The following is a 21,885-nucleotide window of genomic DNA, read 5'->3' as shown; positions in this document are numbered from 1 at the left end:
GAGTGCCAAGAGACGGCACCCATCGCTGTGGCGATGAACGAGCATCGGAACGGAGGACCGAATGGCGGAGCTACTCACGAACTACCGGGTGGCCTTCCTCGTCGCACCGGAAGGCGTCGAGCAGGTCGAGTTCACCGAGCCCTGGGCCGCCGTCCGCGCGGCAGGCGGCACCCCGGAACTGGTTTCGACCGGTCCGGGCGAGATACAGGCCTTCAACCACCTGGACAAGGCGGATCGATTCCCGGTGGACGAGGTCGTCGGAAAGGTCCACGCGGATCGGTATGACGCGCTGGTATTGCCCGGTGGAGTGGCGAATCCCGATTTCCTACGCACCGACGAGGCCGCGGTCGCCTTCACCCGGGCCTTCTTCGACCAGGCCAAGCCGGTCGCGGCGATCTGCCACGCGCCCTGGACGTTGATCGAGGCAGGCGTGGTCCGAGGACGGACCCTGACCTCGTGGCCGAGTCTGCAGACCGACCTGCGCAATGCCGGCGCGAACTGGGTGGACGAAGAGGTCGTGGTGGACATGGGATTGACCACCAGCCGCAAACCCGGTGACCTGCCCGTCTTCTGCTCCATGTTGGTCTCGCAGTTCGCCGAGGCACAGCGCGACTCGCAATACGTCGGAATCTGATCAGCGCACCGATAGACATCATCCTGCCGCCGAGGTTCACGCGCCCCTGAGCGAACACGCCGCACCACCGGCACCATGGGGATGACAGCGTGCCGCTCCGGCGGGCCGGTGGAACGCTAGTCGAAGCATCGCGACACCACGTTTCATTCGCGGCCCGCGCGTAAACCTCTGGCAGGGTGATGATCATCGCTGACCAACGCAGGGACACCGCTGAAGACGTGCGGCGTTCCCTCCCCTGGTGGCTTCGGGTGTGCTCGGCGGCAGGCTGGCGGCTGCTTGTTCTGATCGCGGCGGCCTACGTACTCGGGGTGATCTTCACCCGGATCAGCATCGTGGTGATCCCGCTGGCGATCGCGCTGCTGGTGAGTGCGCTGCTCTACCCCGCTGTCGACGTCCTACTACGCCGCCGGGTGTCGCGCGGCCTGGCTACCGCCATCGTCCTCGTCGGCAGCATCCTGGTGCTGGGATCGGCACTCGCGCTCATCGTGGCCACCTTCGTCGGTGGTCTTCCCGATCTCCAGACGAGCCTCGTACAGGGGCTCGAATCGATCCGCGTCTGGCTGACCGACGGCCCGCTGGGGCTGGAGAGCACCCAGATCAGCGACGCCATCGGCCAGCTCGGCAATGCGTTGCAGAACAACCAACAACGGCTCTTCTCGGGGGCACTCACGACCGTCACCACGGTGGGCGGCGTGGTGACGGGCCTGGTGTTGGTGGTGTTCATCCTGGTCTTCCTGCTTCGCGACGGCCCGCTGATCTGGTCGTTCATCCTCAAGGCCGTGCCGCGCGGGCAGCGGGAGCTTGCCGATCGGGCGGGTAAGAGCGCCTTCCAATCCCTGACCGACTACATCAGGGCCACCGCCCTGGTGGCCGTCATCGACGCGGTGGGCATCGGGCTCGGACTGCTCATCCTCGGCGTGCCGTTGGCGCTACCGCTGACCGCGCTGGTGTTCTTCGGGGCGTTCATCCCGTTGATCGGCGCGCTGGTCTCCGGTGGCGCGGCCGTCCTCGTCGCGTTGGCCTCGCAGGGTCTGGTCTCGGCGCTTCTCGTGCTGGGGATCGTGCTGCTGGTGCAACAGATCGAGGGCAACGTGCTGCATCCCTGGATCATGGGGCGGACGATGCGGCTGCATCCCCTGGCCATCGCGTTGACCCTGACCATCGGTCTGTCGCAGGCAGGCATCGTCGGCGGTCTGCTCGCGGTACCGCTGCTGACCTCGTTGCGCGCGATGGTGAGTTCGTGGCGAGAGCAGCCGGACGAGGAGAAGCCGGCCGCTCTGTCGAGCGACCGGCCTTCGACCGAGTCCACGGGAACAGGGGCCTCGGCGGTCGAACCGCGAAAACGCGGTATCCCACCGGAGGACGAATCGGAGTCACCCGCGGACTGATCGCTTCCGCGCGTTCCTCGGCAATCAGTTCTTGGCGTGCTGCGAACGCGGCTTGCTGGGCCAGACACCGGTGGCCCGGCGGTAGCCCGCGGCACCTGCTCGGTCGACCGCTGCCTTCACGGTGCCGAACACCGCTCCGTGCAGCGCCGCACCCGCCAACACCTCGCGCCAGCCGTACTCCTCCATCGACGCGTCCGGAGTATCGTCCCGGCCGGTCGATCGCTTCCAGATCCGATGGAAGATCGAGCTGGCGGCAAGGCCGCCGAGCATGCCCAACAGCGTGCCCAGCGGCCGGTAGAGCAACCTGCCGATCACCGACGTCGCCTCCCCGCCTTACGCAACAGCGCCAGGCCGACCAGCGCAGCCGCCGCCGAGGGACCGGGGTTCGCCTTGATTGTCGCGATCGCCTTGTCGAAACGCTGTGCGGCCGAATCCGGCAGGCGTTCGGACACCCGACCGGCCAAGGCGTCGGCATGCTCGCCCAGGTGCGCGGCGGAGGCCCGCATCTGTTGGGTCCGGTCGTGGAACTCGTCGGACACCCGTCCGGAGACGTTCAGCTTCTGCGCCAAGGCATCGACGGTGCCACCCAGCTCGTCGCGGGTGAGGTCGATATCGAGTCGAAGTTCGTCGGGATCGGTGATCCCCTGTCGACCACCGCCGGATCGCGGGGTCTGCTCCGGCGCCGCGTACGCCCGCGAATCCAACGGGGTACCGCCCGTACGTCGTCGTGGATCGCTCATCGATGTGCACCTCCCTTGATCGTGCCGATGTCGTCACGGACGCTGGACATCGTCTGTTCGGGCACCGGTGGGGTCGCTCGGCGCGTCTTGTCCCGCCCGACCATCGCGAACAGTCCGGCCGCCAGCAGCAGTGCCGCGCCGACGACCAGCCCTGCGATCCAGGGCGTCATCACCAAGGCCAGCAACATCACCAGCGTGGCGATAAGCACGCCCGCGCCGAAGAACGCGAGCAGCCCCGCACCGCCGAACAGGCCTGCGCCGGTGCCCATTTTCTTGCCCTTGCTGCGCAGCTCGATCACGGCGGACTGCATCTCGTCGCGCACCAGCCGCTTGAGCTGGCCGGAGAGATCACCCATCAGTTCCGCCGTCGACCGCTCGTCGTGGCGGGTCCCGTAATTCGGCTTCGCATCTTGACTCATGATCGCCGCCTTTCGTTGGCTCCCCATTCGGCTACCCCGGTCGTGGCGGGCGCAATCACCAATGGAGGACAACCGGGGCCGGGTAGACGACCGGACCATCTGAAGATAGATGCAGGTCAACGCCCCTGCCGACCAGCGAGACCGCACGGGGGCCGCCCGGATCGCGAGGGGACCGATCCACCACCGTGTCACGACGACCGGTGGCCCGACCACGGCGCGCAGCGCCCCGCCGGGGACCTCGATCGTGCGTCGTCGGGCGCAATCGCAGGTCGAGTGGCCCAGGTGGCGGCCCGATCGCGATTCACAACGCGCGCCATCGGCGAAGCGCGAGGAGACTGGTACGTCCGGCGGACGACAACGGAGTGAATCGCTAGGCCACCCGGGCCAGCCCGGGGCCCGCGCCCGCGCACGGGGTGTCGCCAGCGACGAACACCGTCATCAGTTCGGTGGAGAAGCGGGCGGGCAGTGGCAAGCGATCGCCCGGTCGCTGCAGTCTGGAAAGAGCCGAGACCAGCGTCAGGAGAACCACAATGACCGATCGGCGGCCAGGAGAACCGACACGCGAGAGCGTGCCGGAGAACCGAGAGCACGCGGAAGACCTGTGTGCCCATCAACCCGGTGGGGAACGTGTCTACTGCGTCGCGGAACGACTCGGACTGTGCTCGGCCGACATTCTCCAGGCGTTGCACGAATTGGGATATCGGGGTTCGAGGGCTTCCACCATTCTGGGGCCCAGGGTCCTTGCCGAGGTGGAGAGCGCACTGGCCACCCCAGGTAGTTGACCATCTCCTACGAGACGGGCAACGACGAACAATCGCGATCAACTGACCTTGACGACCCTGACAAGGCAGGTCGCGAGTGTCAGGAAGGGATAGCGATGTTCGGACATGCTTCACAGGGAGTCCCGCAGCCTCGCGGGGCCAAGGAGGGCAACGGCGTTCGTGAGGCGACCAGCGAGCCGATCTCGGAGGGAAACAGCCCTTTCCCCACCGATGACGACGAAATCCAGCGAGCTGACTCGCCCACTGTTTATCGAGGGATCGACTAAGTAGGTGATTGTCGATGTTCGCGGGAGCCCGCTCCGGCGGACATTGCCAGAACCATGAGGTGCGTCCCGGCAATAGCCGGGACGCCGGTTTATCGATATTCGATTTCGGTAGGCCGACCGGCGATGCCGTCGCCCGATCTCACCCGATCACCACCGCTGGTCTTTCGAGACACGGCTGTCCCGATCGGGCGCAGGAAGCGCAGAGATCGACGAGATGGTTGCGCCGGACTCCAGTGATTCGCGGGGAGCGCCGATGACCGCCGGAGCAACCACGGGCAGGTGCACGCCGAGCACCCGGACCAGCTCGTCGTCGCCGACCCACTGTTCCAGCAGGTCGGGCACCAGTCGGTAGGCATCGGCCAGCCGCAACAAAATGGCGTCTCGCAGGCCCCACGGACAGATGTCGATGCCCTCGCTGCCCAACAGTTCCATCGCGGCCTCGGCGACGACCGCACCCGCCAGGATCTGCGCCGATCGCGAGGACGAGACGCCGGGCAGCACCGCCCGGTGTCGGGGTTCCAGTCGGGCGAGCGGCGGAATCCAGCGTTGCAGGTCGGAGCGCAGCAGCGGGCGAGGCGTGTCGTCGCCCCCGGCGCCGGACGCCAGTCGGTACAGCTGGGTGAGGATCTTGGAGCCGCCGACGAACCTGGTACGCCCGTCGAGCCTGCGGCGCGGGCCGCGCAGTGCCCGCTCGAGTGCCTCCCGCACATGGGCGGTCAACGATTGCAGTTGTATCGACGAGGGCGCACCGGAGAGGAACTCCCTGGTCAGTCGCGCCGCCCCCAGGGGCAGCGAGGCGGCGAGGCTCGGTTCCTCACCTACGCCCAGGGCCACCTCCATCGTGCCGCCGCCGATGTCGATCAATGCCAATTGATCGTATGACCAGCCATACCAACGCCGGGCCGCGAAGTAGGAGAGCCGCGCCTCGTCCTCGGGGCGCAGGAAGGCCAGGTCGATGCCGCTCTGCGCCCGGATGGACTCGATCGCGACCTCTTGGTTCACCGCGTCGCGCACCGCCGAGGTCGCGTACGCCAGCAAGGCGGTCGCCCGACCCTCGGCGGCGGCCAGCACGCACCGCCGCACCGCTTCGGCGACCCGTTCGATGCCGGGCGGCAGGATCTCGCCGCTGCGGGTGGTGTGTTCAGCCAGGCGGGTGCTGACCCTGATCGCCCTGGTCATCGTGAGGGGCACGCCGGGACGGCAGTCCACCATCTCTAGCTTCGCGGCGACCGAACCGACATCGAGTACGGCGATCTTCATCGCGCACCGTTATCGGGGGGATAGGACATCGTCGTCAACACACTCCTCCATGTCGACTACCCAAGGTAGCCACAGTTCCCCTTCTCCGCTACAGTGAGTAATTTTCATGGTTTTTGAGCTCGCGGCGGTGGGGACCGAACCCAGAAGATCACCAGCGAGTGTGCCCGGTCCGACTCCGTGGCGGTGAGCCCTCCCATTTGCCGGGTCCAACACCGATGGCCAGCCTCGGCCAACCTTCATTGACAGTGATGCAAGGCACTCCTACGGTCGTAAGCGCTTTCTGGCCCGAGGTCATGATCAGGGCGCTCCAGGAAGATCAACTCGCCGACTAAGGAGAATCGCGATGGCCGATGTGGCTTACAGGGGTGCTTCTCGGGTGTTCACCGGAACCCCACCGGTCAAGGCCGTGGACCAACTCGATCTCGAGGTCGCCGACGGCGAGTTCCTCGTCCTGGTCGGCCCCTCCGGGTCCGGGAAATCCACCGCCCTACGCATGCTCGCCGGACTCGAGGACATCGACGAAGGCGCCATCCACATCGGCGGCCGCGACGTCACCCACACCCCACCCAAGGGCCGCGACATCGCCATGGTCTTCCAGTCCTACGCCCTCTACCCCCACATGACCGTCGCCGAGAACATGGGCTTCGCCCTCAAACTCCGCCGCACCCCCAAAGACCAGATCAAAACCAAGGTCGACGAAGCCGCCCGCATGCTCGACCTCACCAACTACCTCGACCGCAAACCCAAAGCCCTCTCCGGCGGACAACGCCAACGCGTCGCCATGGGCCGCGCCATCGTCCGCGAACCCTCCGTCTTCCTCATGGACGAACCCCTCTCCAACCTCGACGCCAAACTCCGCGTCGAAACCCGCGCCAACATCGCCGCCCTCCAACAACGCCTCGACACCACCACCATCTACGTCACCCACGACCAAGTCGAGGCCATGACCATGGGCCACCGCGTCGCCGTCCTCAAAGACGGACTCCTCCAACAATGCGACACCCCCCGCGCCCTCTACGACACCCCCACCAACGCCTTCGTCGCCGGCTTCATGGGCTCCCCCGCCATGAACCTCAAAACCGCCACCCTCACCCCCCAAGGCGCCCAACTCGACGGCCTCACCATCCCCCTCACCCCCGAAACCCAGAAAACCCTCAACACCACCACCATCACCCTCGGCATCCGCCCCGAGAACCTCACCCTCACCACCAACAACCAACCCGGCATCGGACTCACCGTCGACCTCGTCGAAGAACTCGGCGCCGACGCCTACGTCTACGCCACCACCACCAACACCGACACCCCCGAACGCTTCATCGTCCGCGCCGACGCCCACAACCCACCCACCATCGGCCAAACCATCACCGCCACCCTCACCACCCCCCACCACACCCACCTCTTCCACCCCGAAACCGGACAACGCATCACCACCAACTGAGTGGGGCGCTGGCCGTGGCTTGACCCATCCAGATACGCATGCCTAGGCTTGCGAATGAAAAGCGCATACCCCTGCCTGGACAGGGCTGGTGATCGGCGCTGGGTCGGCCACGGCAGGAGTCTCGATGTTCGATCAGCCATCGACCGGCATCGCAACGCTGGTCGACGTGGCACGAGCCGCCGACGTCTCACTGGCGACCGCGTCGCGGGTGCTCAACGGCAGCCCGCGCAAGGTCAGGGAAGATCTGCGGGTCCGCGTGATGACTGCGGCTGCTGCGCTGAACTACGCGCCCAATGCGCAGGCGCAGGCAATGGCTCGGGGTCACACCAATGTGGTCGGTCTCGTCGTGCACGACATCGCCGATCCCTATTTCTCCTCGATCTCCGCGGGTGTGATGCGTCATGCCGAGGACAACGGGCTGATCGTCACCATGGCCAGCACGCTGCGCAGGCCGGAGCGCGAGGTCGAGTACGTCGCCGCGCTGCGAGCGCAGCGTGCCCAGGCCGTGGTGCTGGCGGGCAGCCGGGTCACCGATCAGGCGCTGGCGGATCGGCTGGCCGACGAGTTGGCCCGCTTCCAAGCGGCGGGTGGCCGGGTCGCGATGATCAGCCAGCGCCACATCGAGGTCGACACGATCACCCTGGAGAACCGTGAGGGTGCGCGTTCCCTCGCCCTGGCCCTGTATGACGGCGGTTACCGACGCTTCGGCGTACTCGGGGGACCGGAGAATCTGATGACGGCCCGCGATCGCCTCGCGGGCTTCCGCGACGGGCTGGCCGACCGGGGCGGCGAACTACCGGAACAACTGGTGGTGCACGGCGACTTCACCCGGGACGGCGGCTACCACGCGCTGCGGGAACTGCTCGCCCGCCGGGACGACATCGAATGCGTGTTCGCGGTAAACGATGTCATGGCCGTCGGCGCGATGGCGGCGCTGCGCGATCTCGGACGCGAACTACCGCAGGAGATGGCGGTGGCGGGATTCGACGACATCGCGACGCTGCGCGACGTGACGCCCGCCCTGACCACGGTGCGAGTGCCGCTGGAGGAACTCGGAACGATGGCGGTGGGTCTGGTACTCGACCCGGATCCCGCCGAGCCACGAACCCGGAGGGTGCGTGGCGAGGTCGTCATCCGCGCCAGCACGCCGAGGGCCAAGCAGAACTCCCATTCGCCGAAGATCAACGATTAATCGATCTCGCAGGATGGGAATTCGACGATAGAACTCACCACTGGCGGGCGAGCCCCGATAAATCTTGCGACCGAAAACTGTTCGGTTCGGGATACCGACGGCCCGCCAGCGCGCCTGTGTGAAGAACGGCGGCGACGGAAGAGCGGTCGATGGCCACGCGGCAGGCCGCTCACGGACGTGGCGATTCCACCGATAGGCGAACCACCGCACAGGCGGCGTCGGGCCGAACGAGGCGGCCCCGACGCGAGTGCTGCCTTCTAATGATTGGCGGAGCTGAAGTGTGGGAGCGACACCGAAGGCTTGCCCGTCTCCTCGGGCTTCGACTTCTGCTCCTGCGGCTCGTCGGCCTTCGGGGCGGCCTCGAGGTTCAATGCGGAGACGTCCAGCGGAATCTCACCCCGAGCGGCGGCACGCTCCTCGGCCACCCGGCGCACTTCGGCCTCCCTGGCGGCGGCAGCGGCCTCTAGACGAGCACGGTGCTGTTCCTTCGAACGCTGGGCGACCGCACGGATCTGGTCGGTGGCCTTCTTGCGCTCCACCCGTTCGTGAACGGGGTCCGCTTCCTCGATACCCTTCGAGACCGGACGACCGTGCGTGATATAAGGAGCCAACAGTTCGCGCAGCGAAGTAGCGTTGCGATCGGAGAGGTCGATTTCATAGTTAACCCCGTCCAAGGCGAACTGCACCGTGTGCTGGGCAGGCTCTCCGTCGAGGTCGTCAACCAGTTCGACGCAGACACGCTCGGCCATGATCACCTAGTCTTTCCCGTGGTACCGCGTAGCCGCCGCTTACGACCTGCGGCGACGTCCCTGATTCTAACCTAATCGACGGAGGCCACCGAAACCGCGGTCGCCACGCTGAGCCGAGCGCAACTATGCCCACCTCGACGACCTATACCTACGACGTGCGTCAAGCACCACACGCCCGATAGCGGCCCCGTTAGCGGCTTAGACAAGCGGTGAAGCGACATCGCCACCCGACCATGTTTATGATTGTCGTCCAGTGGGATACCTTGACGCGCGCGGACCTCACGGTCAACGCATAGGCATCCGAATGTCAGACGAAGAAATTGAGGAGCCCCCGTGGCGCAGAAGGTCACCGTCCAACTACTCGATGACATCGACGGCACCGTCGCAGAGCAGACGGTTAAGTTCGGACTAGACGGCATGGAGTTCGAGATCGACCTCTCGACCCCCAACGCCGACAAACTCCGCGAAACTTTGACTCCGTTCATGGACAACGCGCGGCGCACTGGCGGCCGTAAGCGTCCGGGTCGTGGCCGAGTCGCAGGCGCCCCTTCCGGGCAGGCCGACCGGGAGCGCAACCAGGCCATTCGGGAGTGGGCCAGGACTCAGGGCCTCAAGGTTTCCGACCGCGGCCGTATCCCGGCCGAGGTCATCGAGGCATACGACAAGCAGAGCTGAACCAAGATTCGAGCATCGCCCGTCCCGGCACCAGTAGGACACTCACCCCAGCACCAGTGCCGGGACGCGGGCGAGTAAGACCCATGTCGAAGGCCCCACACAGATCGCGTACCGATCAAACGGGCGAACCGACATCGGCTAGATGCACCTGGTCATGGGTAATGGGCGACCTGACGCCCGCCCGCATCGTTACTCCAAGACGAGTAACCAATTGGCGGGCGGGTGCGGCGACACAAAGCAGACGCGAAAAGCCGATCTTCATTGCGGCGGGCGCCCACGAGTTCAGAACTGGACTCCGTGACCGGTTCACTGTCTCGGGCAGACTTTGTGCTTCAGCACACAAGCCCGGTTTCGTCGGCAAGGCGAGATCGCTATCGGGTACGTATTGCCTACCCACCGCGATGGCCAGTGGCCGATGGTGATTGTGAAATCCGCAACGCGCTTGGCGTGATCTCCCGCCGTGCGAGCCTCGGGAATATCGTCCGGCCGACGGTTGTTTGCCCGGTGCCGAACAAGTCCTTCTGATCGGAACCGATCCACCGAACCGGCCGCCTTCATGACTGAAACGAACATGAGCATGCACAGGAGATCCGTCGAAGCAGTACCGCCGGATGCGAACTCGCACTGCAACGGAGCGAGTTGGGTCTCTCACAGACGGCGCATAACGGATGTCGGTCACAACTGTGCCGATGCGTACTCCAATTCCACTGTGGCCTGCGTGCCATCTGCGGTCTCGGCCACAACACCGCGCTAGCGGAGAAATCTCCGCATCCGGGCGACTATCGACGCAGTCGGTCGCCGGACAAAGCAACCCGACGGGTAAACGGGGCTGATTCGTCCCACAAGCGCCTCGCCGGATGATCCCGGTGCGATGGGACCCGAGAACGGTGGACGGCGCGCAGGGCCGCTGCGGCGGCGTCGCGGACAGTCCACCGGTCCCGGGGCGGGTATCGGAGCGACGGCGCGGACTCAGCGTCCCGTCTTCGCCAACGCCCAGACCAGTCCGCGTCCCGGTGTGCCCACCGAATCACGGACGATCAATTCCGAGGACAACCAGATCAGGCCATCGGGGCCCGGCATGTCCTCCGCTCCGATGGCGAGGCGGCCCGCTCTCGCCGCCGCCTCCCGCAACGGCAGTCGCACCGTGCTCAGTGCAGGCGCCGCGTCGATCGCGGCGGGCAGATCGTCGAAGCCCGCGACCGAGACGTCCTCGGGGACCCGAACGCCCTGTTCCCGCAGCGCGGCCATCACACCCAACGCGGTGAGGTCGTTGGCCGCGACCACGGCCGTGCAGTCCACCGAGCGGCGGGCCAGCTCCATGCCTGCGGCGAATCCGGATGCCCTGGAGAAGTCGCCGCGCAGGATCACGCTCTCCGCCGGATCGAGTCCGGCAGCGGACAACGCGTCCTGGTGGCCCGCAGCACGAGAACTGGTCGTCGTGTTCACGTCGGGTCCGGCCACGTAGGCGATCCGTCGATGTCCCATGGCCAACAGGTGCCGGGTCAGAGCACGCGCACCGCCCCGGTTGTCGAACAGGATGCTGACGGCCTCGCTGTCCGGGGGCGCCTGCCGTCCACAGAAGACGACGCGGGCGCCGCGTTCGTGACACTGGCGGATGAGCTGCGCGACCCGCTCGGCGTGCACCGGGTCCTCCCGCCCACCGCCCGTCAGGACGATGGCCCTGGCCCGCTGCCGCAACAACAACTGCATGTACTTCAGCTCGTCGGCGGGTGAGCCCGCGGTATTGCAGATCACCGCGAGCAGTTCGGCGCCGCCCGCCTCCCATTGGATTCCGCTGGAGAGGATGCCGAAGAACGGGTCGGAGACGTCGTTGACGATCACGCCGAGCATGTCGGAGGACGCCGCCGCCAGTGCTCTGGCAGGCCCGTTGACCACATAGTCGAGTTCCTGGAGTGCGCTGAGCACCCTGGCCTTGGTTGCCGGTGAGACCGGGTAGTTGCCATTGAGCACCCTGGAGACCGTGGCGGTGGACACCCCGGCTCTGGCTGCGACATCGACCAACGTCGGCGCCACGCTCGACCTCCGATCACGAACCAGTGCCCTCGTCACACGGGGCACGGCTATTGACAGCGCGTACTGGCGCGCTTAGTTTACGGTTACAGTAAGCGCTTTCTACTGTCTCGTCTCGGGCCTTCTTGCGCAAGGGTCTCGAGCGGGCGCCTTGCGAACGTGGACATGGAGCTGACCCTGTGACTTTGAAGCTGCCCACCTCGACCGGCGAGTTCCTCGATTACCGACCCCGCGAGAGCGGCGCGCTCGATGCCAAGGGTCCGAGCCCGACGAGTCGGGTGCTCTATGCCGCCGCGCACGTGGTGGCCGACCCGCTCGCCGACAACACACCCGGCCAACCCGCCCGACCCGATTGGGAGGCCACCATGGCCTTCCGGCGCCATCTGTGGGCGCACGGCCTGGGCGTCGCCGACGCGATGGACACCGCGCAGCGAGGCATGGGGCTGGACTGGGCCACCGCCGCCGAGCTGATTCGGCGCAGCGGAGCAGAGGCCAAGGCCGTCGACGGGCTGTTGGCCTGCGGAGCGGGTACCGACCAGCTCGCCGACGACGTCACGAGCATCGACGAGGTCATCGCCGGTTACACCGAGCAGGCCGCCGTCGTGCAGGACGCGGGCGCCACGGTGATCCTGATGGCGAGTCGACGACTGGCCGCCATCGCCAAGGGCCCCGAGGACTATCACCAGGTCTACTCGACGCTGCTCGGGCAGCTCGATTCGCCCGCCATCCTGCATTGGCTCGGCCCGATGTTCGACCCGGCGTTGACCGGGTACTGGGGGTCGACGGACCTGGATCTGGCCACCGAGGTCTTCCTCGACGTGATCAAGAATCACGCCGACAAGGTCGACGGCGTCAAGATGTCCCTGTTGGACGCCGACCGCGAGATCGGGGTGCGCCGCAGACTTCCCGACGGTGTCCGGTGCTACACCGGGGACGATTTCCACTATCCCGAGCTGATCAAGGGCGACGAGCAGGGCCACAGCGACGCGCTGCTGGGTATCTTCGATGCGATCGCCCCGGCCGCTTCGGCCGCGGTGCGCTCGTTGGACGTCGGAGACACCGCCGCCTACGACCGGATTCTGGCGCCCACGGTGCCGTTGGCCCGGCACATCTTCGGCACGCCCACCTACTACTACAAGACCGGGATCGTCTTCCTCGCCTGGCTGTCCGGACATCAGGAGCACTTCCGGATGGTGGGCGGCCTGGAGAGCGCACGGTCGGTCGCGCACCTGGCGCAGCTGTACCGGCTGGCCGATGAGGCGGGGCTGCTGCCCGATGCCGCGTTGGCCGAGCAACGAATGCGGCTGTTCCTCGAGATGGCAGGGGTGACGCAGTGAGCGATCTGAGCCGATTGAGCCTCAACCAGGCGACCGTCAAATACGCGGATCTGCCCGGTGCCGTGGCGGCCTGTCTGCGGGCGGAGATACCCGGTATCGGGTTATGGCGCGAACCGGTGGCCGAATACGGTTTACGCAAGACGGCCGCGTTGCTGCGCGAGACCGACCTGGTCCCGACCTCGATGTGCCGAGGCGGATTCTTCACCTCGCCCGATTCCGATCAACGCATCAAGGATCTCGCCGACAATCGGGCCGCGATCGACGAATGTGCCGAACTCGGTGTCCCGGAGCTGGTGCTGGTCTCCGGCGGGCTGCCCGCCGGGAGCCAAGACATCGACGGCGCTCGCGCGCTGGTGCTGGACTCCCTGGCCGAATTGGCGCCGTATGCGGGTGAGCGCGGCGTCCGCTTGGCGATCGAACCGCTGCATCCGATGTTCTGCTCGGATCGGTGCGTCGTCGCCACTCTCGATCAGGCGCTCGACCTTGCGATGCACTTCCCCGCCGAGCAGGTCGGGGTCGTCGTGGACACCTATCACATCTGGTGGGACCCGAATGTCTACCGCGCGATCGAGCGGGCCGCCGGTCGGATCTCGGCATTCCAGGTGTGCGATTGGATCACGCCGCTGCCCGAGGGCGTGTTGCTCGGCCGGGGAATGATGGGCGACGGCTGCATCGAGCTTCGTCGGATGCGTCGGGCCGTCGATGCCGCCGGGTACACCGGGCCGATCGAGGTCGAGATCTTCAACGAGACGATCTGGAACACCGATCCCGCCGAGATCGCGGAATTGACCGCGGCGCGTTATCTGGAGCATGTCCACTGAAAGACCGGGTACGACCGTCGGGCGTCGGGCGATGACGTCCGACGGTCTCGGTCATCACGGCACGCGATCGACATTCCGGATTCCGCTTCGCGTCGGACTCCCATTCGGGTGACGATTTGGGGCGTGCCCTACCGATGGTTCCTTGATCGGTCTACGATGCGGGGCGCAGGTTCGCCGATCCGCAGGCGGGAAACGCGATGAGATCGCGCGAGTGATTTGCAGGCGAGCCTGCACCGCGAGGGCCTCGGCGATCGCCGTCGGTACGCAACGTATCGGCGCCGACGACGTCCGCCGCCCGCCACCACCGACCGGAAGCGAGTGCGCTGGTGCAGACCGGAGACGTCGTCCCCGATTTCACTCTTCCCGACGAGCAGGACAATCCCCGGAGTCTGACGGGGTTACTGGAGTCCGGCCCGGTGGTGCTGTTCTTCTACCCCGCCGCGATGTCGGTCGGCTGCACCGCCGAGGCCTGTCACTTCCGTGATCTCGCGGCGGAGTTCGGTGCGCAGGGCGCGGTCCGGGTCGGCATCAGCGGCGACTCGGTGAGCAGGCAACAGGAGTTCACCGCCAAACACACCTTCGACTATCCGCTGCTGTCGGATGCCGACGGGGAGGTCGCCCGGCTCTTCGGAGTTCGCCGCCGCTTCGGTCCGTTGGACATCAAGCGGCATACCTTCGTCATCGACACGGACCGACGGGTGCTCGCCGTGATCAAGAGCGAGGTTCGGATGTCGGTGCATGCCGACAAGGCATTGGAGGCGTTGCGGACTCGCAACCGCGATACCGAGGCCACCGAGACCTGAGCGCATTCCCGATGGGTTTCGTCCTGACGAAACCCCCGGCCGGACACTATCGTCGATCCATGTCACTGACCATGGGCAACGGGCCATTCGCGAAGCCGCTCGCGGGCACCTTGAACTTCGATCTGGCTGCGGCCGCGCCCGCCAGCGTGATCTACCTGTACGGCCTGGATCGCCGAATCCGCGGCGAGTTCGCGGGCGAGATCATCGTGGACACCGTGCGCGCCACGATGGTGCACGAGACCCGGTTGCTCCCGCAGTGGTACCTGCCGTTGGCCGATGTCCGCCCCGGCGTTCTCATCGAGAGCGACAGCCGCACGCATTGCCCCTACAAGGGCGACGCCCGGTACTGGCATCTGAGCCTCAATGGTCGGACGGTCCACGATGCCGCCTGGTCGTATCCGGAGCCGCTGCCGGGCTCCCCCGATCTCCGGGGGCTGGTGGCGTTCTATCAGGAACGGATGGATGCCTGGTTCGAGGAGGACGAGCGGCTGGTGGGCCATCCGCGTGACCCCTTCCACCGCGTCGACACCCGTCGTTCCGGCAGGCGGGTGATCGTCCGGATCGATGGGACGGTGGTCGGCGACAGCCGGAATGCCGTGGCGCTCTTCGAGACCGGCTTGCCGGTGCGCTGGTACCTGCCCGTCGACGACGTCGCCGTCGAGCTGCTCACGCCCTCGGATGCCACGTCGCGGTGCCCGTACAAGGGCGCCTCGGTGTACTACCACCTCAAGGGAACCCCGGAGGGGATCGACAACATCGAGGACATCGCCTGGAGCATTCCGGAGCCGCTGCCCGAGGCCGGTGCGGTCGCGGGCCACCTGAGCTTCGACGGGCATTCGGTCTCGGTGACCGTGCAGGACTGAACCGATTTCCGGCGGTGCAGCCGAACTCGTCCTGTACCCGCGACCACACAGCACCAGCCATTTATTAACCGTCGCTTCCTAGCATCGTCGACATATCCGGTGCGCTGCCGGATTCGGCTACCGCCTCGGGGGAGACGCATGGAAGCGGTGGCCTGGAGGTGCTAGGGCTGGGAGGCGTGCATGTCCGAGACTGCCGTGGTCAACAAGAGTGTGGTCAACAAGAGTGCTGTCATCACCGTGGTGATCGTCCATGACGAGCCTGCGGTGAGCGCGGGTTTCGCCGCCTGGTACCAACTGGCCAGTCCCTGGATCTCGGTGGTCGCCGGTGGGGCGGATCCCGCCGTCGCGTGGACTCGCCCCGGCTTGGATGCCGAGGTGGTGTTGTACGGCGTCCAGCAGGGCGACCCGGTGATGCGGGCCGCGCAGGTACGCAAGCTGACCCAATCCGGTCGGCAGGTCCTGCTCCATGCGGGTAACTGGCCGTGGAACGAGGCCGGTTCGGGCGCGGTGCGGTGCCTGCCCCGCCGAGTGACCAGGAGCCAACTGGTGAATGCGACGCGGCTGGCTGCTCGTGGCTCGAATGCGACGCCGCTGCCATCCCCGCCGCCACCGCTGCTGTCGCCCCGCGAGGTCGATGTGCTGCGCACCTGGCTGCGTTGCCCGTCCAAGTCCACGGTGGCCGAGGAACTCGGGCTCTCCGCCAGGACGGTGAGTTCCTACCTCGAACGCATCCGGTTCAAGTACGAGCACGCGGGCCGGACCGCCTCCACGAAGGCCGACCTGCTGGCGCGAGCCCTGCAGGATGGACTGATCACCCTCGCCGAGGTCTAGCGCGGAAGTCCTCGGCGAGGGTGATCAGGGTTCGCTGCTCGCGGTCGGGCTACTCAGCCCGCCGCGAGGACGGCGGTGGAGGAGGTCGGCGCCGCCGCGCTGAACGCGGGCAGGTAGGCGTTGGTGTGGCCTGCGGCGTTGGGGTGGAAGGACTCACCGATCGGCCAGTAGATGCCGTTGATCCACGGGCTGGCGGAGCAGACTCCCCGGCCCGCGAAGGTGTCGCGTACGTCGACATAGGAGTATCCGGCCGCGCTGACCCGGGCGGCGGTGACGTCGGAGAGCAGGTCGGCGGTCTCGTTCAGCATCGTCCGCTTGGTCTCGGAGATGACGCAGTTGCCGCCGAGTTCGTAGAGCCTCGGGTAGCCGAGCACGACGACCTGGGCGTTGGGGGCGGCCGCGCCGATGGCCCCGTAGGTGTTGTCCAGCTTGGTGGGCAGCTCGGTCTCGATGAAGGTGTTCGCCCGGTTGACCGCCGACTGGCAGGCCTCGGTGGTCAGGAGCGTGCAGGTGCTGATGACCTCGACGAATCCCGCGTCGTTGCCGCCGATGGACAGGCTCACCAGGTCGGTGTCGGCGTTGAGCCCGCCGAGCTGGTTGGCGAGCACGTCATCGGTGACCGCGCCGGAGCAGGCCGCGAACGTGAAGGAGGAGACGTCGTTGGCGGCCGCCCATAGCTCTGGGTAGGCGCCCGGACTGCGTTGGCAGCCCCCACTATCCGGGTGATAGTTGCCGATTCCCGTGCCGGAGGCATAGGAATCGCCGAGGGCGACGTAGTCGACGGGGTCCGAGTCGGCCAAGGCGGCCGGTGCGCCGAGGGTGAGGGCCATCAATGTTCCGGCGAATGCGCAGGCTATGCGGGCAGGGCGCACAGTTACCTCCCAGTAAGTACGTGAGATCACTACGTACCATGCGTGCATTCGGGGAGGAAGTTTCCGTTGCCAGGTATGACCATCTGGCCGAAGATCCACTCGGCAGAGCGGGGATACACAGTGGATTCCGCGACGATGCGTAACTCCACCGCAATAATTCGACCCCCGGATGGCCGCTACCCGACCAGGCTCTCGTCGGAAAGGCTGAGAGATTCCGAGCCGCGTTCATCGCGTGTCGATCACCGCGAGAGGGCCGGACTGCACCGATCACCGCCGCCGAAGATCGAATCTCGACATCGACCCGCGCGCGGATTCACGGCGGTCCGCCGGCTCCCGGAACACGAGAGTCCATCACAATAAACCGCCGCCTCGGCTCTGTTACGCGCAATGAATCGCAGCCGATAAGCCGGATCCGCCCACTGAAATGACGGTGGAGTGCCTCTAGCCTGATGGCCATGACGGCGAGCACCAGGAATGCGATCACGGCATCGGCGAGCGACGGGACGGTCGGGCCGCTGTCGGCGAACGAGTACATCGCACTCGACGAGCAGTGGAGTACGCACAACTACCATCCGCTTCCGGTGGTCATCGCCGACGCGGCGGGCGCATGGGTCACCGACGTGCACGGCAGGCGCTACCTCGATCTGCTCGCGGGCTACTCGGCACTGAACTTCGGCCATCGGCATCCGGATCTCGTCGCGGCGGCCGTCGAGCAACTGGGCAGGGTGACGCTGACGAGCCGGGCCTTCCATCACGATCAGCTCGGCCTGTTCTGCCGGGAACTGGCCGAGCTCACCGAGACGGAACTGGTGCTGCCGATGAATTCCGGCGCCGAGGCCGTGGAATCAGCCATCAAGGTGGCCAGGAAATGGGCCTACCAGGTCAAGGGGGTTCCCGACGGCCGAGCCGAGATCATCGTCGCCGGATCGAACTTCCACGGCCGCACGACCACCATCGTCTCCTTCTCCACCGACCCGACCGCACGGGCCGACTTCGGTCCGTTCACCCCGGGTTTCGTCGTGGTGGACTACGGCTCGGCGCAGGCCGTCGGCGAGGCGATCACCGACCGCACCGCCGCCGTGCTCGTGGAACCGATCCAGGGCGAGGCCGGTGTGGTGGTCCCCCCAGCGGGCTACCTGGCGGAGCTTCGCGCGCTCTGCGATGCCAACCAGGTGTTGCTGATCGCCGATGAGATCCAGTCCGGGCTTGCCAGGACGGGTGAGCTGCTGGCCAGCGCCGCCGATGGCGTGCGAGCCGATCTCTACACCCTCGGCAAGGCCTTGGGCGGCGGAATCGTGCCGGTCTCGGCCGTGGTCGGCAGTCGAGAGGTCCTCGGAGTCCTTCGCCCCGGCGAGCACGGTTCGACCTTCGGCGGCAACCCGTTGGCCTGCGCCGTCGGGCGGGCGGTCATCCGATTGCTGGCCACCGGCGAGTTCCAACAGCGCTCCAGGGAACTGGGCGACCATCTGCACCGACGCCTGGCCGAACTGATCGGCCACGGTGTCACCTCGGTCCGAGGGCGCGGGCTGTGGGCGGGGGTGGAGATCGCTCCCGAGGGCCCGACCGGGCGGGAGGCCACCGCCGCACTGCTCGATCGAGGCGTGCTGTGCAAGGAAACCCAGGACACGACCTTGCGCATCGCTCCGCCGCTGGTGATCACCGAGGCGGAGTTGGATTCCGGTATCGACGCGATCGGCGAGGTCCTCGCAGGCTGAGGTCGCAGGCGACCGGTCTGCCCAACCGGGGTCAGGCCGGTCGCAGCGGCGAGGCGGGCGCCGGAGAGACGTCCTCGGCGTCGAGGTCCGTCGAGACCCGCGACAGCGAGATCAACCGGCTGATCGCCCGGAGGTACTTCTTGCGGTAACCACCGCGCAGCATCTCCTCGGTGAACAGCTTCGAGACCGGCGTTCCGGAGACCACCACCGGCACCGCGCGGTCATAGAGCCGGTCGGCGAAGGACACCAACCGCAGGGCGACGTCCTGCCCGGTGGCCGGTCGGACCCCACGCAGGTGCACGATGCTCACGCCCTCGACCAACTTGCCGTAACGCGAGGGATGCAGCGTGCCGAGGTGTGCGCACAACGCGTCGAAGTCGTCGTAGCTCGCGCCGGGCGCGGCCGAGGCTCGCGCCAGCAGTTCGGCGTCCGAGACCGGATCGGGCGCGTCGGGCAGCCCGCGATGTCGGTAATCGGCTCCGTCGACCCGCACGATCTCGAAGCGCTCGGCCATCGCGTGGATCTCGCGAAGGAAGTCGCCGGCGGCGAACCGGCCTTCGCCGAGTCGATCCGGCAGGGTGTTCGACGTCGCCGCGACGCACACGCCCGCCGAGGTCAGCTCGGCGATCAACCGGGTGACCAGCATGGTGTCCCCCGGATCGTCCAGCTCGAACTCGTCGATCGCCAGCAACCGGTAGCCCGACAGCCGCCGGACCGTCTCGGCGAAGCCCAGCGCACCGACCAGGTGGGTGAGTTCAACGAAGGTGCCGAAGGCCTTCGGCGCCGGAACCGCATGCCAGATCGCGGCGAGCAAGTGGGTCTTGCCGACGCCGAAGACACCGTCGAGATACAGTCCTGGCTTGCCTGCGGGCTTGCGTTCACCACCGGTCAACGATCGCCACCACGACCGTCGTGCGGGCGCGGTACCGATCCGACCGGCGAACTCCCGGCACGAGGCCAACGCCGCCGACTGGCTCGGCTGCGCCGGGTCGGGCAGGTAGGTATCGAATCGGACGCCGTCGAATCTCGGGGGCGGACACATCGCCGCCACCAGCTCGTCCGCGCCGACCTCGGGAGCACGGTCGGTCAGATGGATGGCGGGCATACCCCTGAGCCTAAACCTCGCACCAGGATGGAATCGTGCAGCGTCTCTTCCCCAGCACCCCCGCCGCCGGTACCGAGGAGGCCTTGACCGAACTCGAGGTCGAGGCGGCCTACGCCTACCCGGAACCACTGGACCGGCCCTGGTTGCGGGTCAACTTCGTGAGCAGTCTCGATGGCGCTGTCAGTGCAGGTGACGGCAGGTCGCGGGCACTGTCCAGCCCTGCCGACCGGCGGATACTGGCCCTGCTGCGCGACCTGTCCGACGTGATCCTGGTCGGCGCGGGCACGGCGATCACGGAGGGCTATCAGGGGGTGCGCCCCCGGGAGGTCCGAGCCAACCGACGCGCCCGACTGAGACTAAGCCCACTACCGCCGATCGCGGTGGTGACGGCCAGCGGCGACATCGACCCCGCGAGCCCGCTGATCGGTCAGGCCACCGCGCAGACCATCGTGTTCACCACCTCCGCCGCGCCCTGGGCCCGGCGGGCGGCACTGACCGAGGCGGGCGCCGACGTCGTGGTCGTCGGGACCGACACCGTCGACCTGTCCGAGCTGCGCGCCGAACTGGACCGGCGAGAGCTGCGCCGCATCTGCTGCGAAGGCGGGCCCCGGTTGTTGGGCTCGCTGATCGAGGCCGATCTGGTGGATGAACTCTGCCTCACCATGGCGCCGCTGTTGGAGGGCGGCGCGGCCCCCCGGATCTCGGCGGCGGCTCCCCCGGTGGCCCCACCGAGGTCGATGACGCTGCGCTCGGTACTGCATGCCGACGGGCAGCTCTTCCTCCGGCATGTCAGGGATCTCGACTGATCGATCGCGTCTGAAGGGGCCCAAGCCACACTCGGCCACGCCTGCGGATCGCCGCCCGGGGCCGAGTCGCACGCGACGACCAGAACGGGTGAGACCGGCGCCACCCGATGGTGTGGGGAGTCGGTAGGCCGGTCCGCGAGCGGGCACCACGGGGCGGACAGGCCCGTCTCCCCCGGCATCGGCAGAGCCGACTCGCGCTCACCGACGTCGGGCCCACTCGACGGCGGGCATGGTCGCGAGGAAAGGGACCACCGCCGTGACACAGAGCAACGGGCTGGCAGCGGGCAACGGACAGGGCAACGACCGGGCGGCGCTGGGCGGCACGACGATCCGAGGGGCCACCATCATTCAGGGCATCCCGACGACCGACACCGGCGAGCCGGGCGCCGTCGACACGAGCCTGCCGAGCGGTTCGGCCCAGGCCTGGGGAACCTCGGAGCGCGGGCCGGGCAAGACCAGCATCTCGCCCGCCGTGGTGCAGAAGGTCGCGGGCATCGCGGCCAGGGAGATCACCGGGGTGGCCGCGATGGGCGGCGGTGTCTCCCGCGCCTTCGGCGCCATTCGGGAACGCATCCCCGGCGGAGGCACGTCGGCCACCGCAGGAGTCCAGGTGGAGGTCGGCGAGCGCCAGGCCGCCGTGGACCTGGACGTCATCGTCGAATACGGCGTCTCGATCGCGGAGCTGGCCAGAGCGGTGCGTCGTAACGTCACCACGGCCGTCGAGCGGATGACCGGGCTGGAGGTCATCGAGGTCAACATCGCGGTGAACGACATCCGGCTGCCGGAAGAGGACCGGCCCGAGCCCGCCGCTCCCCGAGTCGAATGACCGGCGACAGGCGGATCGGCGCCGAGGAACGCGCGGCCCTGCGAGCCTTCGTCCGCCGACACCATCCCGACCTCGGTGGTGATCCCGCACGATTCGCCGAGGGGCTACGCGAACTGCAGGACGCCCGGCGTCACGCGGAACTCGGACCAGGGCCGATCGGGTCCGGCAATGGGCAGACCCACTCCACGAACCGTTTCGACGGCCCGATCGTCTTCCGCCGTCGCGTCGGTCTGCTCACCCGGTTGCTGCAGCTGATCCGCGGACCCGGCACCGGCGGCGGCAGGCCCTCCCGCGTCCGATGAGCGGGCCGAGTCGGCCCAGATTCCCCAGGA

At 67.3% G+C, this 21,885-nt stretch carries 23 protein-coding genes; 15 read left to right on the top strand and 8 right to left on the bottom strand.

The features are described from left to right. Window positions 1-61 precede the first annotated feature (61 nt). Entirely contained in the window at window positions 62-634 is a 573-nt protein-coding gene (locus BKA25_RS06870; protein ID WP_069851201.1) for a type 1 glutamine amidotransferase domain-containing protein, read from the top strand. A 179-nt stretch (window positions 635-813) separates the two neighbouring features. Then, window positions 814-2,022 carry an AI-2E family transporter gene (locus BKA25_RS06865; protein ID WP_069851203.1) on the top strand — a complete coding sequence of 403 codons (1,209 nt, stop codon included), beginning with the start codon at window positions 814-816 and terminating at the stop codon, window positions 2,020-2,022. Window positions 2,023-2,046: 24 nt separating this feature from the next. On the opposite strand, the gene BKA25_RS06860 is transcribed toward BKA25_RS06865, so the two are convergent. The 3 genes from BKA25_RS06860 to BKA25_RS06850 are packed head-to-tail and all read right to left on the bottom strand — an operon-like array spanning window position 2,047 to window position 3,181. Beyond that, window positions 2,047-2,337 (bottom strand): DUF4235 domain-containing protein, encoded by a 291-nt coding sequence (locus BKA25_RS06860; RefSeq protein WP_311734454.1) that lies wholly within the window; start codon window positions 2,335-2,337, stop codon window positions 2,047-2,049. Then, window positions 2,334-2,762 carry a DUF3618 domain-containing protein gene (locus tag BKA25_RS06855; RefSeq protein ID WP_084643292.1) on the bottom strand — a complete coding sequence of 143 codons (429 nt, stop codon included), beginning with the start codon at window positions 2,760-2,762 and terminating at the stop codon, window positions 2,334-2,336. Before BKA25_RS06855 ends, BKA25_RS06860 begins: the two co-directional genes overlap by 4 nt. Then, window positions 2,759-3,181, bottom strand: coding sequence for a phage holin family protein (locus BKA25_RS06850; protein ID WP_069851207.1), 423 nt, complete (start codon window positions 3,179-3,181; stop codon window positions 2,759-2,761). Before BKA25_RS06850 ends, BKA25_RS06855 begins: the two co-directional genes overlap by 4 nt. Window positions 3,182-3,711: 530 nt before the next feature. On the opposite strand from BKA25_RS06850, the gene BKA25_RS06845 reads away from it, so the two are divergent. Then, window positions 3,712-3,963 (top strand): hypothetical protein, encoded by a 252-nt coding sequence (locus tag BKA25_RS06845; RefSeq protein ID WP_157421200.1) that lies wholly within the window; start codon window positions 3,712-3,714, stop codon window positions 3,961-3,963. Between the two features lie 413 nt (window positions 3,964-4,376). Here the strand turns inward: BKA25_RS06845 and BKA25_RS06840 are convergent, their stop codons facing one another. Beyond that, the gene (locus tag BKA25_RS06840; protein WP_069851209.1) at window positions 4,377-5,489 is read right to left on the bottom strand and encodes a Ppx/GppA phosphatase family protein; all 1,113 of its coding nucleotides are present in this window, start codon (window positions 5,487-5,489) and stop codon (window positions 4,377-4,379) included. Window positions 5,490-5,832: 343 nt separating this feature from the next. Between BKA25_RS06840 and BKA25_RS06835 the strand changes: the two genes are divergently transcribed. Continuing rightward, window positions 5,833-6,927, top strand: coding sequence for an ABC transporter ATP-binding protein (locus BKA25_RS06835; protein ID WP_069846115.1), 1,095 nt, complete (start codon window positions 5,833-5,835; stop codon window positions 6,925-6,927). 124 nt (window positions 6,928-7,051) lie between these two features. Beyond that, a complete protein-coding gene (locus tag BKA25_RS06830; RefSeq protein ID WP_069851211.1) occupies window positions 7,052-8,119 on the top strand; it encodes a LacI family DNA-binding transcriptional regulator in 1,068 nt (355 codons plus the stop codon). A 257-nt stretch (window positions 8,120-8,376) separates the two neighbouring features. Here BKA25_RS06830 and BKA25_RS06825 read toward each other — a convergent pair whose 3' ends face one another. Beyond that, complete coding sequence (locus BKA25_RS06825; RefSeq protein WP_069853951.1) at window positions 8,377-8,868, bottom strand: histone-like nucleoid-structuring protein Lsr2; 492 nt, start codon at window positions 8,866-8,868, stop codon at window positions 8,377-8,379. Between the two features lie 333 nt (window positions 8,869-9,201). Here BKA25_RS06825 and BKA25_RS06820 point away from each other — a divergent pair, with 333 nt between their 5' ends. Beyond that, window positions 9,202-9,543, top strand: coding sequence for a histone-like nucleoid-structuring protein Lsr2 (locus BKA25_RS06820; protein ID WP_069851213.1), 342 nt, complete (start codon window positions 9,202-9,204; stop codon window positions 9,541-9,543). Window positions 9,544-10,512: 969 nt separating this feature from the next. On the opposite strand, the gene BKA25_RS06815 is transcribed toward BKA25_RS06820, so the two are convergent. Next, window positions 10,513-11,577, bottom strand: a complete 1,065-nt coding sequence (locus BKA25_RS06815) for a LacI family DNA-binding transcriptional regulator (RefSeq protein ID WP_069851215.1) — start codon at window positions 11,575-11,577, stop codon at window positions 10,513-10,515. A gap of 176 nt (window positions 11,578-11,753) precedes the next feature. Here BKA25_RS06815 and BKA25_RS06810 point away from each other — a divergent pair, with 176 nt between their 5' ends. The 5 genes from BKA25_RS06810 (at window position 11,754) to BKA25_RS06790 (ending at window position 16,229) form a co-directional block, all read left to right on the top strand. Continuing rightward, entirely contained in the window at window positions 11,754-12,911 is a 1,158-nt protein-coding gene (locus BKA25_RS06810) for a dihydrodipicolinate synthase family protein (protein ID WP_069851217.1), read from the top strand. A 5-nt stretch (window positions 12,912-12,916) separates the two neighbouring features. Further along, window positions 12,917-13,732: a sugar phosphate isomerase/epimerase family protein gene (locus BKA25_RS06805; RefSeq protein WP_069853952.1), complete on the top strand. Its 816-nt coding sequence runs from the start codon at window positions 12,917-12,919 to the stop codon at window positions 13,730-13,732. 326 nt (window positions 13,733-14,058) lie between these two features. Beyond that, window positions 14,059-14,535, top strand: a complete 477-nt coding sequence (locus tag BKA25_RS06800) for a peroxiredoxin (protein WP_069851219.1) — start codon at window positions 14,059-14,061, stop codon at window positions 14,533-14,535. Window positions 14,536-14,594: 59 nt separating this feature from the next. Then, window positions 14,595-15,398, top strand: a complete 804-nt coding sequence (locus BKA25_RS06795; protein WP_069853953.1) for a DUF427 domain-containing protein — start codon at window positions 14,595-14,597, stop codon at window positions 15,396-15,398. Between the two features lie 180 nt (window positions 15,399-15,578). After that, complete coding sequence (locus BKA25_RS06790) at window positions 15,579-16,229, top strand: helix-turn-helix transcriptional regulator (protein WP_069851221.1); 651 nt, start codon at window positions 15,579-15,581, stop codon at window positions 16,227-16,229. A 53-nt stretch (window positions 16,230-16,282) separates the two neighbouring features. On the opposite strand, the gene BKA25_RS06785 is transcribed toward BKA25_RS06790, so the two are convergent. Next, window positions 16,283-17,059 carry an SGNH/GDSL hydrolase family protein gene (locus BKA25_RS06785; protein WP_069851223.1) on the bottom strand — a complete coding sequence of 259 codons (777 nt, stop codon included), beginning with the start codon at window positions 17,057-17,059 and terminating at the stop codon, window positions 16,283-16,285. 497 nt (window positions 17,060-17,556) lie between these two features. On the opposite strand from BKA25_RS06785, the gene rocD reads away from it, so the two are divergent. Next, window positions 17,557-18,816 (top strand): ornithine--oxo-acid transaminase, encoded by a 1,260-nt coding sequence (gene rocD, locus BKA25_RS06780; protein ID WP_069853954.1) that lies wholly within the window; start codon window positions 17,557-17,559, stop codon window positions 18,814-18,816. 31 nt (window positions 18,817-18,847) lie between these two features. On the opposite strand, the gene zapE is transcribed toward rocD, so the two are convergent. Continuing rightward, on the bottom strand, window positions 18,848-19,921 hold the full coding sequence (gene zapE / locus BKA25_RS06775; RefSeq protein WP_069851225.1) for a cell division protein ZapE: 1,074 nt from the start codon (window positions 19,919-19,921) through the stop codon (window positions 18,848-18,850). 35 nt (window positions 19,922-19,956) lie between these two features. Between zapE and BKA25_RS06770 the strand changes: the two genes are divergently transcribed. The 3 genes from BKA25_RS06770 to BKA25_RS06760 all read left to right on the top strand — a co-directional run bounded on the left by BKA25_RS06770 (window position 19,957) and on the right by BKA25_RS06760 (window position 21,855). After that, entirely contained in the window at window positions 19,957-20,727 is a 771-nt protein-coding gene (locus tag BKA25_RS06770; RefSeq protein ID WP_069851227.1) for a pyrimidine reductase family protein, read from the top strand. 400 nt (window positions 20,728-21,127) lie between these two features. After that, the gene (locus BKA25_RS06765; protein ID WP_069853955.1) at window positions 21,128-21,553 is read left to right on the top strand and encodes an Asp23/Gls24 family envelope stress response protein; all 426 of its coding nucleotides are present in this window, start codon (window positions 21,128-21,130) and stop codon (window positions 21,551-21,553) included. Next, on the top strand, window positions 21,550-21,855 hold the full coding sequence (locus BKA25_RS06760; protein ID WP_069851229.1) for a hypothetical protein: 306 nt from the start codon (window positions 21,550-21,552) through the stop codon (window positions 21,853-21,855). The genes BKA25_RS06765 and BKA25_RS06760 overlap by 4 nt, the downstream gene beginning before the upstream one ends. Window positions 21,856-21,885: the final 30 nt, after the last annotated feature.

Origin of the sequence: Actinoalloteichus hymeniacidonis, assembly GCF_014203365.1 — a bacterium.
Lineage (GTDB): Bacteria > Actinomycetota > Actinomycetes > Mycobacteriales > Pseudonocardiaceae > Actinoalloteichus_A > Actinoalloteichus_A hymeniacidonis.
This window is presented reverse-complemented; position numbering and strand designations above follow the sequence as displayed.